Source organism: Lentzea sp. NPDC092896, from assembly GCF_044754905.1.
Lineage (GTDB): Bacteria > Actinomycetota > Actinomycetes > Mycobacteriales > Pseudonocardiaceae > Lentzea.
Map to the genome: position 1 here is coordinate 1,005,028 of NZ_JBIVPX010000001.1, position 15,678 is coordinate 1,020,705.

Consider the following 15,678-nt stretch of genomic DNA (forward strand, 5'->3'; position numbering starts at 1 on the left):
ACTATAGGTGGTACGCGTATTCGGTGAACTCCCAGTCGGTCACGAACCGCTGGAACCGGGCCACCTCCTCCCACTTGAAGTCCACATAGGACCGCACGAAGTCCTTGCCCAGCACCTCGACCATCGCCGTGTCCTCCTCCAGATAGGCGAGGGCGTCGGGCAGCGTGGCGGGCAGTGTGGGGGCCTTCGACGGGTCGTAGCCGTACCCGGCGGACGGCCGCGGCGGCTCGATCCGGTCGCGAATGCCCAGGTAGGTGGCCGCGACGAGACCGGCGATGCCGAGGTAGGGGTTCGCGCTCGCGTCGCCGAGCCGCAGTTCGAGCCGGGTGGTCTCGCCGCGTTCGGCCGGCACCCGGAGCATCGAGCTGCGGTTGTCGAGGCCCCAGTCGATCAGCCACGGCGCGAGCGAGTCGGGACCGAACCGCTTGTAGGAGTTGACCGTGGGGTTGAGCAGCGCGGCCAGCGCCGGGGCGTGCTTGAGGATGCCGCCGATGGCCCAGCGCGCCTCGTCGGACAGGCCGCTGGAGCTCCCCGGAGCCTGGAACGCGTTGCGGCCGTCCTTCTCGTGGCACGACAGGTGCAGGTGGAACCCGCTGCCGCCGCCGTCGTTGAACGGCTTGGCCATGAACGTCGCCAGCCGGCCTTCACGCCTGGCCAGCTCTTTCACGCTCGTTTTGAAGCGGAACGCGCGATCGGCCGCGTCCATGGCCGGCGAATGGACGAGGTTGATTTCGAACTGGCCCCCGGCGTATTCGTGGTTGCCGCCGGTCGTCTGCAGACCCGCCGAGCTGAGCGTGCGCAGAGTTCTCAACAGATGACCGTCTGAATCTCCGCGGCGGCCGGTCGCGTAGACGTTGCCCGGCTCATCGCAGTAGGGGCGCCACCCGTTCGGGCGATCTTCGTCCGGTTCGCAGAGAAAATATTCCAACTCGGGTCCGATCACCGGTTGCAGGCCGGTGGTCTCGAACACCTCCAGGGCCCTGCGCAGCACCTGCCGGGGAGATTCGTCGACGGGCCTTTCGTCGGCGGGGCTGACCGCGTCGCCGATGCACCACGCCACGCCCGGTTCCCACGGAATGGGGAGCAGCGTGTCGAGGTCGGGGACCACGATCACGTCGGGCAGCCCGGCGTCGAGCACGCCCCCGGTCTCGGTCGTCTTGCCGCCGGGCGTCGTGCTGTACACCGCCCGGCAGAACGACAGTCCGCGCTGAATCACCGCAGGTAGGTGCTCTACGAGGACGTCACGGCCCCGGTCGGTGCCGAGCAGGTCGGGGAAGACGACGCGCACCACGTCGATCCCGTCCTCGCCGAGTCTCGCCGCGAGTTCCCGTGTCACCTGTTCACCGACCACGTCGAACTACCTTTCCGGCACAGTGTGTCGCTGACGCGGAGGGGATAACGTTGAGGGGCAAACGCTATCGACCCGTCCGTGGGGCAAAGACCGCCATTGGTCCCCGTTCGGTGCCCCACACTCATCGTCCACCACGAGGCAACAGTCCGTAACTGGACGGGTGACGACCGTCACGAGATCATGCACGATGTGGGATCGTGATCAAAGTGGTTGCGGACCGACTCGCACCACATCACAGACATAGTTCGGAACCGCAAGTATTGTGCCGGGAACACCTGAGCTCGAGCACGGGAGACTTTGAGTTGTCTGGTCACCACACGATTGCCGAGACCGAGAAGGCCGTCCAGGCCAAGCTCGGTGCGGTGCCGCTGCATCGCGAGCAGATGGCGGCGGTGTCGAACATCCACCGCGCCGCGACCGCGATTCGCCAGCACCTCGAGAACTCGGTGCTGCGCACCAGCGATCTGACCTGGACCGGCTTCGTCGTGCTCTGGGTCGTGTGGATCTGGGGCGAGATGGAGACGCGCTACGTCGCCGAGGAGGCGGGTATCTCCAAGGGCACCCTGACGGGCGTCGCCAAGACGCTGCAGTCGCGGGGCCTGCTGGAGCGCCTGGGCCACCCGACCGACGGGCGTCTGGCGGTCCTGCGGCTCACCCCTGAGGGTGAAGAACTGATGGCCGACCTCTTCCCCAAGTTCAACGAGGAAGAGGTCTTCGTCAGCGGTTCGCTGGAGTCGTCGGAGTCCCAGTCGCTGGCCGAGATGCTGCGCCGCATGGTCACGCACCTCGAGGCCAACGGCGAGCAGCGCCGGCTCGACCTGCGCGGAGACACGCCGCTGCCGCCGCGCCGATCCGGTCGGCGCGCGAAGCACGGCTGACCTGCCGCCATCGGGCGACTCACCGGGGGTGAGTCGCCCAATTTGGCGTTCTTGGAGGGTCTGACCGGTCAGAGGGCAGGCCCCTGACCAGCGCTCAGAGCAGGCTCAGCACCCGTGCGTGCAGGGTGTCGAGGTAGTCCTCGGACTCCGGCTTCATCAGCACGCTGCGCAGCACCCGCGCACCGTCCACATCGGCCTCCACCTCGGGATGCCGGGCGGCGAACGCGGTCTTCGAGGCCCGTGCCACGCTCAGGAAGATCGGGTCGACGGCCGCGTTCATGCCCGTCTCCATCACGCGGTGGGAGGCGGCGTCCACCGCGGACAGGGTCAGCGGATCCGTCCGCGGGAAGTACGTGACGATGTCCAGCTCGGGCTCCTGGTAGAGCTCCAGGGCCTCGGACTCGCGGATGATCGACGCCCACCGCACGGCCGCCCGCCGTCCGGCCGCCAGCACCTCGCCCAGACCGTCGCGCGTCAACGGCAGCAGCCGCAGCGTCAGCCACAGGCCAGCCGCCGCGGCGCCCGCTCGGGAGCACTCCAGGCTGATCTCGCCCAGGTGCATCTCGTCGGACGTGAAGTACGTGTAGGGGGAGTCGTGCAGGTAGAAGCGGCCCACGGACGGGTCGCGGAAGAGCACCGCGCCGCAGCCGTAGGGCTGTAGGCCGTGCTTGTGCGGGTCCACCACCACGGAGTCGCACGAGCCGATGGCCTCCCACGGCTCAGGCGCCAGATCGGTACCCGCGAGCAGCGTGAAGAAGCCGCCGTACGCACCGTCCACGTGCACCCGTGCGTCGTAGCGGCGTGCGACGTCCAGTACAAGATGCACCGGTTCGATGGCACCCAAAGCGGTAGTTCCCGGAGTGACCACGACGGTTCCGACCTTGCCGGTCTTCAAGAGGTCTTCGAGCGCGTCCAGATCCATGCGACCTAGACCGTCCACGGCGACAGGGAAACCCTCGATGCCGAGCACGCCGCACATCCGTGAATGCGTGTAGTGCGCCTCGGAGGAGTACGCGACGCCACGGGTCGGATGCAGCGAACGGGCCACGAAGAGCGCTTCGAGGTTCGCGATCGTGCCGCTGGACGTCAGATGGCCGAGGTGGTGGTCGCCGTAGCCGAACATCGTCGCCAGGTCCGAGACGACCTCGCGTTCCATCGCGGCGGTCGCGGGACCGCCGTCGAGGGCGTGGTTGTTCGGGTTGATCAGCATCGCGGACAGGTAGCCCACGACGGCCGCCGGATGCGGCGGTTTGAGCATCTGGCCGGCGTAGCGCGGGTGGAAGAACGGGTAGTTGTCGCGCAGCCGGTCCTGCAGCTCGGCGAGTGCCGAACCGAAGAGCGCCGGGTCGACCTGCAGGGACGAGTGGGGTGTGAAGGTGCCGTAGTCGGCCGTCCACTTCTCGTGGTTGGCCAACGCCTCGTTGAGCCAGTGCTGAAGATCCACCGCACACTCCACTCGTCCACACGCGCAATCCGAATGTTCGAATTTGGACGTTACGGCAGACCCCAGCGCGAAGACGAGCCGTTCGCTTTCACATCACGTGCTGAGACGTCAGGACGTGTGCCGCGACGCGACACCACGGCGCTCTGACCTCGGCGAAGCGGGATCTCGACGGCCGCGCCACGAGTCTTGTGGTCGAGGCGTCGTCCCCACGTGTCGCGGACGTCGATGTCGCCCTGGATCCCGTGCTCCAGAAGCAAAGGCGAGCCTGCCTCCGAATGGACCTTGATCCAGTCCGTCCGTCCGGAGGAACGCGAAGCGTCCACAAGGAACGCTCCTTGCGTGCGCAACGACGAGATGGACGCATCGGCCCATGTGGACGAAACGGACGGGAAGACGCGTACGACGTTGTTGTGGGACTGGACCATCATTTCCAGCACCGCCTGGCCGGACATCAGCGGCGACTCGATCGCGAGGTTGCCTCCCTCGCGGTAGAAGGTGTTCTCGGTCAGCACGGCGTTCGTGCCGACCTGTTTGCGGTCGAGGAAGTAGCGCAGGAACTGGAGCGCCTCCTCCGGCCGGCCCATCGCCGACGCCATCGCGGACGCGGCCCCGTAGCTGTAGCCCGCCCACGCCTGCTGCCGCGACACCCAGTGGTCGAACGTCTTGTTGATCAGGTCGCGGTGCTCCGGCATGTCGTAGGTCAGTTCACGCAACGGGTAGAACCAGAGCATGTGCGAGAAGTGCCGGTGCGAGTCGTTGAGCGACACGTCCTTGCCGATCAACGCGCCGTTCGGGCCCAGGGCGTAGGGGACGAGCCGGTTGGCGATGTCGCGCCAGCGCGCGTTCTCCTCGATGGACAGCAGCGTGCGCACACCCCAGCGGATCAGCGAGAGGTCGTACGTCGTGTCCGTGGCGTTCGCGTACTCCGGTGAGCGCGTCTCCGGCAGGTGCAGCTTGCCGTCCGCTCCCTCGACGAGGAACCGCGCGTAGTAGTTGACGGCTTTGGTGAGGATGGGGAAGAGGACGTCCTTGAGGATCTTCTCGTCCATCGTGTGCCGGTAGCCCAGCCAGACGTTGTGGCAGGCCCACAGAAGATTGCCCGTATGGTCGTTCGGCGCGACGCCCGGAACCCCGCAGTAGCGCGGCCCGGACCGCAGCGTGCGGTCGCCGGGGTGGCAGATCGCGTACGAGTTCCCGTCGCGGTACGCCGGGTTCACGTTGAGTTCGAGGTTGTGCTCGAACCGCTTCAGCGTCGTCGTCACCGCGTCGAGTTCGTGGTGGTTCGAGCCGTTGATCAGCGGATACGAGATCTGGACGTTGAGGTTCCACCACACGGCCGTCCAGCTGTTGCCCTGCTCGGGGAACCACGGGCCCCACTCGGAGATGACGGGCGCGTCGTTCCTCGTCGCGGCGGCCATCTTGTAGAGCTGCAACCAGTAGAAGCGCTGCACGAGCTTGTCCGGCACGGACACCAGCGACTTGGCGAAGTAGGCGTTCCACCAGCGGCGATGCTGCAGCGTCAGCACCTCGGACGGGATCGCGAGCGCCTGCCGCACCTCACGGATCGCGTCGGACGTGTGCGTGTCCGCAGGGTGTGTGTACGCCACGTGCGCGGCGAACCGGCCGTTGCGGGTCTGCCAGGCCGTTGTGTAGCCACCGCCCGCGAGCAGCGGTTGTGCGGCGTAGGAGACGCCGTTGGCCGTGCCCAGCGTTGGGGCGGGATTGGCCGTGTAGTCGGCCGGCCTGCGGATCTGGCGGGTCGTCGACGACTCCAGCGGCTGGAAACCCCAGGTCGCCTCACCCTTGACGGAGGCGAGGAACGTGCTGCGCGAGTTGTGCACGAGCATCGTGAACGTGGCTGAGCCCTGGGTCGTGGTGACCGAGCCGGTGAGCTCGGCGTTCCACAGGTCGAGCGTCCAGTCGACGGCGGTGATCGCGCCGGCGAACCGCAGGGTCAGGTACCCGATCGGCAGCCGGGACAGGCCGACCGCGGCCTCCCAGTGTTCGCGCTGGTCCTGGACCTCCGAGTGGCTGAGCATGAGCTTGAGCTCGTTCGCGGTGCGGCCCGCGTAGACCTGGACGCCCAGGAATCCATTGGCGAGGAAAGGACTGTCGCCCCAGTTCTGCGGCAGTTTCCTCCACTCCATGCGGGCATCGCGGACCACGTCCCGGTGGACGTTGTGACCCGATGTTTCCGGCGCTGCGACGGCGGAGCTCACCCCGAGTGCGGAGGCCCCCACGGCCGCGCCCGTCCCGTACAAAAAGGTTCTACGCGACAACTCTGTCACTGTTCGTCCCTCCGTGCCGTGGCGGCGGCGGAACGGATCTAACCGCAGAAGTCATCCGATGACTAGCGGCCCTGTGACGATCAACGCCCTTCTTGCCTGCAAATCGTTGTTGCACAGTTCTAGCCATAGCCGAGGTCGGGCAATTAGCGTGGCTGTTCATGTCACCTGTTGCCATGCACATGAGCGACGGTCTGCTGAACGCGCCGGTGTCGGTCGCCTTCCTCGTCCTCGCGGCGGTGGGCGTCGGGTTCGCGTTGGTCAAGGCCCGTGCGGACCTCGACGACCGCACGGCGCCGATGGCGGGCCTGGTGGCCACGTTCATCTTCGCCGTCCAGATGATCAACTTCCCGATCCTGCCCGGCGCGTCCGGGCACCTGCTCGGCGGCGCGCTCGCGGCGATCCTCGTCGGCCCGTGGGTCGGCGCGCTGTGCGTGACGATCGTGCTGGTGGTGCAGGCGCTGCTGTTCGCGGACGGCGGCCTCACCGCCCTGGGGGCGAACGTCACCAACATGGCGCTGATCGGCACCGCGACCGGCTTCCTGGTCGCCGTCGCCCTGCGCAAGATCGCCGAGCGCGGCAAGGGCGGGCTGTTCGCCGTCGCGTTCGTCTCGGCGTTCGTCAACACGGTGGTCGCGGCGACCGGCTTCGTCGTCGAGTACGCGATCGGCGGTGCGGGCGGGGTGGAGATCGGCAAGGTCGCGCTGCTGATGTGGGGGCTGCACGCGTTGATCGGCATCGGCGAGGGCCTGATCACCGCCGTCACCGTCACCTCGGTCGCGTCGATCCGGCCCGATCTCGTCTACCTGCTCAAGGGCAGCCGCAAGCCGCTGGAGGTCCGGTCGTGAAGAAGTTCGCCATCGGGTTCGTGTTCGTGTCGCTGCTGATCGCCGGGGTGCTGTCGTACTTCGCGTCCGGCGACCCGGACGGCCTGGACAAGACCGTCGAGGACACCGGCATCGCCGAGCACGCGCAGGAGCACCCGTTCTCCGGCAGCACGTTCGCCGACTACGCGCTCGGCGGCGACGACAAGTTCACCGGTCTCGCGGGCGTGCTCGGCGTGATCGTGGTGCTGGGTCTGTCGTTCGGTCTGTTCTGGGTGCTGCGCAAGAAGTCCGACGTTCGATGAGCGGTGCCCACGACGTCCTGCACCACGCCGGCGACTCGCCGGTGCACCGCCTCGCGCCCCACGTGAAGATCCTCGTGGCGTTCGGGGCGGTGCTGGGCGTCGTGGCGACCCCGCGCACGCTGTTCCCGCTGTTCGGGTTGTACCTGCTGGTGATCGTCGCGGTGTGGTTCGTGGCGGCGGTTCCCGTGCTGTGGTTTCTCAAGCGGGCGGTGATCGAGGCGCCGTTCGTGGTGCTCGCGTTCCTGCTGCCGATCTTCGGCACGGACCCGCGCACCGACTTCCTCGGCTTCTCCGTGTCGGTCGAAGGCTCTCTGGCCGGCTGGAACATCCTGGCCAAGGGCACGCTGGGCGTCCTGATCAGCCTGACCCTGGCGGCCACGACCGCGCCGGGGGAGTTGTTGCGCGGCCTGCAGACGTTGCGGGTGCCCGCGCCGTTGATCATGATCGCCACTCTGATGCTGCGGTACGGCGAAGTCGTGGTGGGAGAAGCGAAACGCATGCGCGTCGCCCGCATCTCGCGCGGCGACGACCCGCGGTTCCTGTGGCAGGCGGGCGCGATGGCCCGGTCGGTCGGCACGCTGTTCATCCGGTCCTACGAACGCGGAGAGAGGGTGCATCTCGCGATGGTGTCGCGTGGCTGGACGGGTCAGTCGGGAGGCTCGGCGACGATGGTGCCCGAGACCGTGGCGGCTCCCGCGCTGGAGGTCTCGAAGCTGGCCTTCGCCTACCCCGACGGGCACCAGGCGTTGTTCGGCATCGACCTGCGCGTCGACCGCGGCGAACGCGTCGCGGTGCTCGGCCCGAACGGCGCCGGCAAGACCACGTTCGCGTTGCACCTCAACGGAGTTCTCGGCGGCGGCTCCGGGTCGATCTCGATCGCGGGCCTGGAGGTCCGCAAGCAGAACCTGCGCGAGATCCGCCGCCGCGTCGGCCTCGTCTTCCAGGACCCCGACGACCAGCTGTTCTGCCCGACGGTCGCCGAGGACGTCGCGTTCGGCCCGCGCAACTTCGGTCTGTCCGATGTGGACGCTCGCGTGCTGAAGGCGTTGAGCGCCGTGGGAATGGAGTCGGTCGCGGACCGCTCCCCGCTGCACCTGTCCGGCGGCCAGCGCCGCCGCGTCGCGCTCGCCTCGGTGCTGGCCTGCTCGCCGGAGATCCTCGTCCTGGACGAGCCGTCGGCGAACCTCGAACCGGTGGCCCGCCGCGAACTGGCCGAGCTGCTGCTCTCGTTGGCCCCCACCATGCTCATGGTCACGCACGACCTGCCGTTCGCTCTGCAGATCTGCCCTCGCAGCGTGCTGATCGACGACGGCGTGGTCGTGGCGGACGGACCGACCCGCGAGATCCTCGCCGACAGCGCTCTGCTGGCGCGCCATCGGTTGGAGTTGCCCTACGGCTTCCGGCTCGACTGAAGCCCTTTCAGCACGATCTCCAGCAGCACGGCGGGATTCGCCCCGTCGTGCATGCTCTGCAGCATCCCCTTCATGAGCACCACGAGGTCCGTGGCCGTGACGTCGGCACGGACCGTGCCCGCTTCCTGGGCCTTGTGGAGAAGTCCGCCCAACGCCTTGTGCAGGCCCTTGCGCAGCTCGGGTGACACGGTGATCGCGTCGGACATGTCCCGCTTCACCGCCGCCTCGTCCGCCATCTTGGTGAGGAACGCGAACAGCGCTTGTCGCGCGTCCTCCGCGGGCTCGTCGGCGGACGCGATCATGGCCGACACCCGCGTCTCCGTGACGGCCTGGAACAACGCCTGCTTGGTCGGGAAGTGCCGGTAGACCGTGCCGGGCCCGACCCCCGCCCTGTTGGCGATCTCGTCCAGCGGCACCTCGAAGCCTTGGGCGGCGAACAACTCCCGTGCCGCGTCCAGCACCTTCTCGCGGTTCCGCGCCGCGTCGGCCCTCATCGTTGCCAACCGGGGCGCGCGTTCCGTATCGTCATAACCGGGGTCACCGTTCCGATTCTACTTTTGGGGATGAAGCCATGACGCGCACACCCGAACAGATCGTCGACCACGTCCGCGGGATGGTGGCGGGGGAGGAGACGCACAGCCAGTTCGCCGACCTCTTCGCCGAGGACGGGATCATGGCCTACCGCTTCCCGACGCACTTCCAGCCGGAGGAGATCAAGGGCCGCGAGGAGATCCGCGCGTACTTCGGCCAGGTCCGAGGCGCCGCCGTGCGGGACAGGATCGAGATCCAGAGCGTCGAGGCCCAGTGCTGGCGCACCAACGACCCCGCCGTCGCGGTCGCCGAGATCACCCACCGCGGCTGGTCGAAGGTGAAGCAGGACTACTACACGTTCACCGCCATCGCGATCCTCCACTTGCGCGACGGCGAGATCGTCCGCTACGACGACTACATGAACCCGCTGCTGCTGACCGAGCTACTGGGCGTATGACGTTCGACCTGCGGGCTTGGTGCGTCGCGCAGCTGGGCAGCCCGGTGTCCGAGGTGCTCTACGAGCGCGTGTCGATCTCGTCGGTCTTCGGCGTGCTGCTCGCCGACGGCCGCGAGGTCTACGTGAAGGCCCGCGAGGACGACGGCCGCGCCGTGTCGTGCCTGACCGCGCAGGCTTCGCTGGCGGAGCGGGGGTTTCCGTGCCCCCGCCCGCTCACGCCGGTCATGTGCGCGGACGGGCTGGCCGTGCACGCCGAATCGTCGTTGCCCGGCGGGGAGATGCTGCTCGGCACCTCACCCGACGTCGCCCGGCGCTACGCGGCCGTGTTCGCTTCGCTGATGGCGTTGCTGGCCGACGTGTCCGTGCCGCCACCGCTGCCGTCACCGCGCTGGGCTCGTTGGGACCACAAGGATCCCGGCGTGTGGCCGGCGATCGACTTCCTCGACGCGCGGGACCAGAGCGTGGTGCCGTCGTTCGTGGTGGAGGCGGCTTCTCGGGTGCGTGCGCGGCTGCTGGCGACTTCGCTGCCGTGCGTGCTGGGGCATGCCGACTTCGAGGCGCAGAACCTGCGTTGGCAGGACGGCTCGGTGCTGGCCGTGCACGACTGGGACAGCCTGGCGTGGCAACCGGAGGCGGCGTTGGTGGGCGCGGCCTCCGGGGCGTTCGCCAACTTCTCGCCGCCCAGCTGGGTGCCGTTGGAGAGTTCTTCGGCGTTCATCGAGGCCTATCAGGCTGTTCGTGGGCGTGCGTTCTCCGTGGAGGAGATGGAGGTCGCGTGGGCCGGGAGCATGTGGACCGCCTTGCACAACGCACGCTGGGAGGTGTTGCACGGCGACCCGACGCCGTCGGGTGACGCTGTGCGCGAGCAGGGAGCCGAACGCCTCCGCCTGGCGAACGCTTAGGCAGCGGCGCGACGCCGGCGTTCCGCCAGCACCGCCGACAGGTACGGATGCGGGTGCGTGTACTCCAGCCGCGGCGACCGGATCGCGGTCCCCACGTCGTCCGACAGCCGCGACCCCAGATCCCACCGTGCCTGCTCGGTCAGCTCCGCGTAGCGGCTCAGGTACTGCCGCACCGCCAGCACCAGCTCGTCCGGCAGCTGCGACAGGTCGAGGCCGGACGCCCACTCGGCGAGCTGCGGCGGCATCGTGGCGAGTTCCACCTGCTGCTTCGGCACGCGGATGTGGATCACGACGGTGCCCGCGAGGTAGTCGCCCACGCGCTTGCCCTGCGGGGAGAACAGCGACACGAACAGTGCGACGGCGCCGCCCAGGCCGAGGGCCCAGAAGTCCACGAAGAAGCCGCCGAGCGCGCGCACCAGGGCGTGCCGGAAGCGGATGGCGCCGCCGTCGTCGCGCACCACGCGCAGGCCCATCACGAGCTTGCCCAGCGAGCGGCCGCGGGACAGCGACTCGACCGCGGTCGGGTAGCCGACGAGGACGAGCACCGCCAGGGACAGCGCGAGGGCCGTTTGCAGCGCGTCGTCGAAGCCGATCGGTACGAGCAATGACACGAGCAGCAGCAGGCCGAACTGCACGGCCACGTCGAACGCGAACGCGACGGCCCTGCTCGCGAGCTGTGCGACGCGCAGGTCCAGAACTACGGCTTCACCGGTGACGAGGTCCCCCACGCGGATAGTGTGACTCATCGTGGATCTGGACGTGTTCATCGATCGCCACCGCGAGTCGTGGCAGCGGCTCGAGAAGCTGGTCAAACGCTCCGGCCGGCTCACCGGTGCCGAGGCCGACGAGCTGATCGAGCTCTACCAGCGCGTCACGACGCACCTGTCGATCGTGCGCAGCCAGACCCCGGACCCGGCCACGGTTGAACGGTTGTCGTCGCTGGTCGCGCAGGCCCGCTCGGCGCTGACGGGCACGCACACGCCGGCCTGGCGGGTCTTCACGCGCTTCTTCACGCACCGGCTGCCCGCCGCGATCTACCTCGGCTGGCGCTGGTGGGTGCCGGCCGGCGTCGCGTTCTACCTGGTCACCGGCATCATCGCCGCGTGGATCGCCTCCAACCCCGACGTGCAGGCCGCCATCGCCGCGCCCGACGAACTGCGCGAGATGACCAAGGTCGGCGGCGGCTACGAGTCCTACTACTCCAGCGATCCCGCCGGGTCGTTCGCGGCGAAGGTGTGGACCAACAACGCGTGGATGACGGCCGCGTGCCTGTTGCTCGGGGTGTTGTTCGCGATTCCGCCGATCTACCTGCTCTTCACCAACGCCGTGAACGTCGCCGTGGGCATCGGACTGATGTTCGGCGCCGGGCGCGGTGAGCTGTTCCTCGGACTGTTGGCGCCGCACGGGTTGTTGGAGCTCACGGCCGTGTTCGTGGCGGCGGGCATCGGCATGCGGCTCGGGTGGCAGGTGATCGACCCCGGTAAACGCACGCGAGCCCAAGCCCTTGCCGCGGAAGGACGATCGGTCGTGGCCGTGGCGCTCGGACTGGTCGTGGTGCTGCTGGTCTCCGGTGTGCTGGAAGGCTTTGTGACGCCGTCCGGCCTGCCGACGTGGGCGCGCGTGGGCATCGGCGTGGTCGCGGAGGTGCTGTTCCTGTTGTACGTCTTCGTGATCGGACGGCGGGCCGCGCAGCAGGGCGAGACGGGCGACGTGGACGCGAGCGAACGCGAGGACGTCACGCCGGTCGCCGTTTAGTGGTGTGGTTCGAAACGTTGCCGTGCGAATTCGCGGTCAGACGCCGCGAGGCGCCCTGCTGAGCGTGAATTCACCGCCAACGTTTCGGACCACACCACTAAAGCTTGCCCGCGGCCTTCAACGAGAGATAGCGGTCCGCGAGGGCGCGTGGCAGGTCATCAGGCAACGCGTCGACGACGTCGACTCCGTGCCGTGCGAGCAACGCGGTGAGACGGCGTCGTTCGGCCAGAGTGCGTTCCGCGGCAGCGGCCTTGTAGACGGCCTCCAGATCGCCACGTCCGGCGGCCATCGCGTGCACGGCCGGGTCGGACACCGAGGCGATCAGCAGATGGTGCCGTGAGGCCAGCGTCGGCAACAGCGGCAACAGGCCGTGCTCGATCGACGGCTCCAACGACGTCAACAGCACGACGAGCGAGCGGCGACCGGCTCGGCGGAGGACCTCGGCCACCGCGGCACGGGCGTCGAACTCGACCAGTTCGGCTTCCAGCGGTCCCATGGCCTGCACCAGGACCGGCAGCGTGGCACGGGGGACCGAGGCGCGGACCTTGTGGCTGAACGCCAGGAAGTCGACCTGGTCGCGGGCCTGCGATGCCAAGGCGGACAACAACAACACCGCGTCCATCGACGTGTCCAGACGTGGCAGGCCACCCAGAGCACCCTCGACGCGGCTCGCCGAGGTGCGGGCCGTGTCCAGCACGATCGTCACCTGACGGTCGCGTTCCGGGCGCCAGGTGCGCACCACCACGTCCGACGAACGAGCCGACGCACGCCAGTCGATAGAACGCACGTCGTCACCGATGACGTACGCGCGCAGCGAGTCGAACTCCGTGCCGGCCCCACGGATCAACGACGCGCGGCGGCCGTCCAGTTCACGCAGACGTTCCAGCAGGGGCGGAAGGTGACGGCGGCTGTGGAACGGCGGCAACGCGCGCACGGTCCACGGCACGACGTGCGAGCCTTGGCGTGCCGCGATACCCAACGGGCCGTGAGAACGCACGGTCACCCGGTCCGCAGTGCGATCGCCGCGACGCACAGGCCGTAGCTCGAAAGACAACACACGAGAGCCACCAGCGGGCACGTCCACCGCGACACGGTCGGAGACCACACCGGCAGAAGGCGCCCATGCGTCACGAAGAACGCCACGGAGCCGACGGCCGGGGTTGTGCACGGTGAGCTCAACAGAGCACAACTCACCCGTGCGCACAGAGGTCGCCCCCGCGCGCGAGAACGTCAACGGCCGGACGCCGGCAGCCAACAACAAGTCGGCCGCCACACACAGCACGAGAACAGCGAACACGACGAGAATCCCCTGCCACGAAGGCAAGAGGAGTCCGACGACGAGAACCCCGATGAGCGCGAGCAGGCCCGCGCGACCCGTGAGCGCCACGTCAGCGCGGCACCTGAACCGCGCCGAGCACGCCGTCCAGCACGCCGTCCGCCGTCACGCCCTCCAGTTCGGCCTCCGGACGCAACTCCAGGCGGTGCCGCAGAGCAGGACGGGCCAAGGACTTCACGTCGTCCGGCGTCACGTAGTCACGGCCCGAGAGCCACGCCCACGCGCGCGCGGCAGCGAGCAGAGCCGTTGCACCACGCGGAGAAACGCCCAGACGGACAGCCGGAGACTGACGAGTCGCACGGCACACGTCGACGACGTACGCGATCACCTCAGGAGCCACGGTCAACGCGCGCACGGCCGCCCCACCGGCCTCCAGGTGCGCGGCACTCGCCACCGGCTGCAACGACGACAGGTCACGCGGGTCGAAACCGGACGCGTGACGCGTCAGCACGTCGATCTCGTGCTCCCGCGCGGGAATCGGCATCGTCACCTTGAGCAGGAACCGGTCCAGCTGCGCCTCGGGCAACGGGTACGTGCCCTCGTACTCCACCGGGTTCTGCGTCGCCACGACGATGAACGGCGACGGCAGCGGCCGGGTCTTGCCGTCGGCGGAGACCTGCCGTTCCTCCATCGCCTCCAGCAGCGCGGCCTGCGTCTTCGGCGGCGTCCGGTTGATCTCGTCGGCGAGCAGCAGGTTCGTGAAGACCGGGCCCTCGCGGAACGAGAACGCCGCGTTGTGCGAGTCGTAGACCAGCGACCCCGTCAGGTCGCCGGGCATCAGGTCCGGCGTGAACTGCACACGCGTCGTGGACAGGTCCAACGCGCGCGCAAGAGCACGCACGAGCAACGTCTTCGCGACGCCCGGTACGCCCTCCAACAGCACGTGTCCCTTGCACAGCAACGCGAGGATCAGCGACGTCACGGCGGCGTCGTTGCCCACCACGGCCTTGCCGATCTCCGCGCGCAACGCCACCAGCGCCGTGCGGGCTTCCTCGGTGGTGACCACAGCCGTCATCCCTTGCGCACCTCGTCCTCCAGAGCGTCCAGATCAGAAGCCAGCGCGACCAGCCCCCGGTCGTCCACCGACCCCTCGTCGTACAGCAGCGCCCGCACCGAAGCGACGGGACGCGAAGTCCTGCGGGCGATCTCCTCGGACGGATCGTCCCCCACCGGCACCCCCAGCAGCGGCGCCAACCGGTCCCGAGTCGCCTGCCGCAGCACCGAAGCGGCGTGCGCGGCGGCGTGCGACCGGCGATACAGCCGGGCGCGGCCTTCCACGGTCTCGGCGGCGCGCACCACGACCGGAAGCCGTTCGGGCACCACCCGGCCGAGCCTGCGCGCCCGCCACAGGGCGATCAGCACGGCCGCGACGCCGAGCTGCAACGCGGCGAACTTCCAGCCGTCCGGGACCAGGTCGGTCAGCGACTTCTGCTGCGACCTGTCCGCCGCGGACGGCACGTACCAGACCAGCCGTTCGTGCTGACCCAGCAACGACAACGCGAGCGCCGCGTTGCCCTCGGAGTCGATGTCGCGGTTGGTGAAGATCCCGCCGTAGCCGATCATCGTCACGGTGCCGGTGCGCACCAGGGTCGAGTCGTAGCACCGTTGTTCGCCCTCGTAGACGAACCCGCCCGTGGTCGCCGCACCGGCCTTGGCCGCCAGCGGGCAGCCCGGCTGCCGCGTCTCGGGCTCCAACCGGCCGACTGCACTGGCGGGCGCGAGGAGCACGGTCGCGGCGGCCCGCCCGCTCAGGTCCGCGAGCCGCTGCGGGTCGATGAGGTTCGGCTGCGTCACGAACAGCGTCGCACCGTCCACTGAGGACGCGTTGTCGGTGAGCTCGACGCGCACCCCGTTCTGCTCCAGCAGATCGGCGACCGCGTGACTGCCCTCCGGCCGGAACGAGCGGGGGTCGAGCGAACCGCCCTCGCCGCTGCCGCGCAGCAACGTGATCACGATCGCGGTGAACAGGATGATCACGCCGATCAGCAACGGACCGCGCGCGGCCGTCCAGATCCGCCCGGCGTCGGGGGAGACCGCCGTCATTGTGGGCCTCTGTCGTTGATACCCAGGCCTTCAGGCCGGTGAGGAGACGAAAGCCCGGTAGAGCAGGGCATGGTGTGGTGTTCAGCTGCCAAGGCTGAGTCGTCGAGCGCGAACAGCATCCTGGCCGCTGGTTGGGAATCCGGGTCGATATGGTG

Annotated in this window: 15 protein-coding genes and 1 pseudogene; 8 read left to right on the plus strand and 8 right to left on the minus strand. The window is 68.8% G+C overall.

The features are described 5' to 3' along the window. Position 1: 1 nt before the first annotated feature. Positions 2 to 1,351 carry a glutamine synthetase family protein gene (locus ACIQF0_RS04325; RefSeq protein WP_093588121.1) on the minus strand — a complete coding sequence of 450 codons (1,350 nt, stop codon included), beginning with the start codon at positions 1,349 to 1,351 and terminating at the stop codon, positions 2 to 4. Between the two features lie 302 nt (positions 1,352 to 1,653). On the opposite strand from ACIQF0_RS04325, the gene ACIQF0_RS04330 reads away from it, so the two are divergent. Then, complete coding sequence (locus ACIQF0_RS04330) at positions 1,654 to 2,229, plus strand: MarR family transcriptional regulator (RefSeq protein WP_360032612.1); 576 nt, start codon at positions 1,654 to 1,656, stop codon at positions 2,227 to 2,229. Positions 2,230 to 2,323: 94 nt separating this feature from the next. Here the strand turns inward: ACIQF0_RS04330 and ACIQF0_RS04335 are convergent, their stop codons facing one another. Further along, positions 2,324 to 3,673: an aminotransferase class V-fold PLP-dependent enzyme gene (locus tag ACIQF0_RS04335; RefSeq protein WP_360032615.1), complete on the minus strand. Its 1,350-nt coding sequence runs from the start codon at positions 3,671 to 3,673 to the stop codon at positions 2,324 to 2,326. Positions 3,674 to 3,723: 50 nt separating this feature from the next. Continuing rightward, entirely contained in the window at positions 3,724 to 5,820 is a 2,097-nt protein-coding gene (locus ACIQF0_RS04340) for a glycosyl hydrolase family 95 catalytic domain-containing protein (protein ID WP_401024313.1), read from the minus strand. 299 nt (positions 5,821 to 6,119) lie between these two features. Here ACIQF0_RS04340 and ACIQF0_RS04345 point away from each other — a divergent pair, with 299 nt between their 5' ends. From ACIQF0_RS04345 to ACIQF0_RS04360, 4 genes and pseudogenes are all read left to right on the plus strand, one after another. Continuing rightward, positions 6,120 to 6,806, plus strand: coding sequence for an energy-coupling factor ABC transporter permease (locus ACIQF0_RS04345; protein WP_401024317.1), 687 nt, complete (start codon positions 6,120 to 6,122; stop codon positions 6,804 to 6,806). Further along, complete coding sequence (locus ACIQF0_RS04350) at positions 6,803 to 7,087, plus strand: PDGLE domain-containing protein (RefSeq protein WP_401024320.1); 285 nt, start codon at positions 6,803 to 6,805, stop codon at positions 7,085 to 7,087. The genes ACIQF0_RS04345 and ACIQF0_RS04350 overlap by 4 nt, the downstream gene beginning before the upstream one ends. Beyond that, a pseudogene (gene cbiQ / locus ACIQF0_RS04355) lies at positions 7,084 to 7,722 on the plus strand (cobalt ECF transporter T component CbiQ); the annotation flags it as partial. The gene ACIQF0_RS04350 and the pseudogene cbiQ, both read left to right, overlap by 4 nt. Positions 7,723 to 7,755: 33 nt before the next feature. Beyond that, positions 7,756 to 8,499: an energy-coupling factor ABC transporter ATP-binding protein gene (locus tag ACIQF0_RS04360; RefSeq protein ID WP_401027691.1), complete on the plus strand. Its 744-nt coding sequence runs from the start codon at positions 7,756 to 7,758 to the stop codon at positions 8,497 to 8,499. On the opposite strand, the gene ACIQF0_RS04365 is transcribed toward ACIQF0_RS04360, so the two are convergent. Further along, positions 8,478 to 8,993, minus strand: coding sequence for a TetR/AcrR family transcriptional regulator (locus ACIQF0_RS04365; RefSeq protein ID WP_401024322.1), 516 nt, complete (start codon positions 8,991 to 8,993; stop codon positions 8,478 to 8,480). The two genes, ACIQF0_RS04360 and ACIQF0_RS04365, sit on opposite strands and share 22 nt — an antisense overlap. A gap of 77 nt (positions 8,994 to 9,070) precedes the next feature. Between ACIQF0_RS04365 and ACIQF0_RS04370 the strand changes: the two genes are divergently transcribed. After that, a complete protein-coding gene (locus ACIQF0_RS04370; protein WP_401024325.1) occupies positions 9,071 to 9,487 on the plus strand; it encodes a nuclear transport factor 2 family protein in 417 nt (138 codons plus the stop codon). Beyond that, positions 9,484 to 10,389, plus strand: a complete 906-nt coding sequence (locus ACIQF0_RS04375; RefSeq protein ID WP_401024326.1) for a phosphotransferase — start codon at positions 9,484 to 9,486, stop codon at positions 10,387 to 10,389. Before ACIQF0_RS04370 ends, ACIQF0_RS04375 begins: the two co-directional genes overlap by 4 nt. Here the strand turns inward: ACIQF0_RS04375 and ACIQF0_RS04380 are convergent. Next, positions 10,386 to 11,117 carry an RDD family protein gene (locus ACIQF0_RS04380; RefSeq protein WP_401024329.1) on the minus strand — a complete coding sequence of 244 codons (732 nt, stop codon included), beginning with the start codon at positions 11,115 to 11,117 and terminating at the stop codon, positions 10,386 to 10,388. The genes ACIQF0_RS04375 and ACIQF0_RS04380 overlap by 4 nt on opposite strands. 19 nt (positions 11,118 to 11,136) lie before the next feature. Here ACIQF0_RS04380 and ACIQF0_RS04385 point away from each other — a divergent pair, with 19 nt between their 5' ends. Beyond that, complete coding sequence (locus tag ACIQF0_RS04385) at positions 11,137 to 12,144, plus strand: stage II sporulation protein M (RefSeq protein WP_360032638.1); 1,008 nt, start codon at positions 11,137 to 11,139, stop codon at positions 12,142 to 12,144. Between the two features lie 97 nt (positions 12,145 to 12,241). Here the strand turns inward: ACIQF0_RS04385 and ACIQF0_RS04390 are convergent, their stop codons facing one another. From ACIQF0_RS04390 to ACIQF0_RS04400, 3 genes are read right to left on the minus strand one after another with little or no spacing between them, the layout of a single operon-like run. Further along, on the minus strand, positions 12,242 to 13,531 hold the full coding sequence (locus tag ACIQF0_RS04390) for a DUF58 domain-containing protein (protein WP_401024333.1): 1,290 nt from the start codon (positions 13,529 to 13,531) through the stop codon (positions 12,242 to 12,244). A 1-nt stretch (position 13,532) separates the two neighbouring features. After that, positions 13,533 to 14,495, minus strand: a complete 963-nt coding sequence (locus ACIQF0_RS04395) for a MoxR family ATPase (RefSeq protein ID WP_319973276.1) — start codon at positions 14,493 to 14,495, stop codon at positions 13,533 to 13,535. Further along, a complete protein-coding gene (locus tag ACIQF0_RS04400) occupies positions 14,492 to 15,523 on the minus strand; it encodes a DUF4350 domain-containing protein (protein WP_401024337.1) in 1,032 nt (343 codons plus the stop codon). Before ACIQF0_RS04400 ends, ACIQF0_RS04395 begins: the two co-directional genes overlap by 4 nt. Positions 15,524 to 15,678 lie beyond the last annotated feature (155 nt).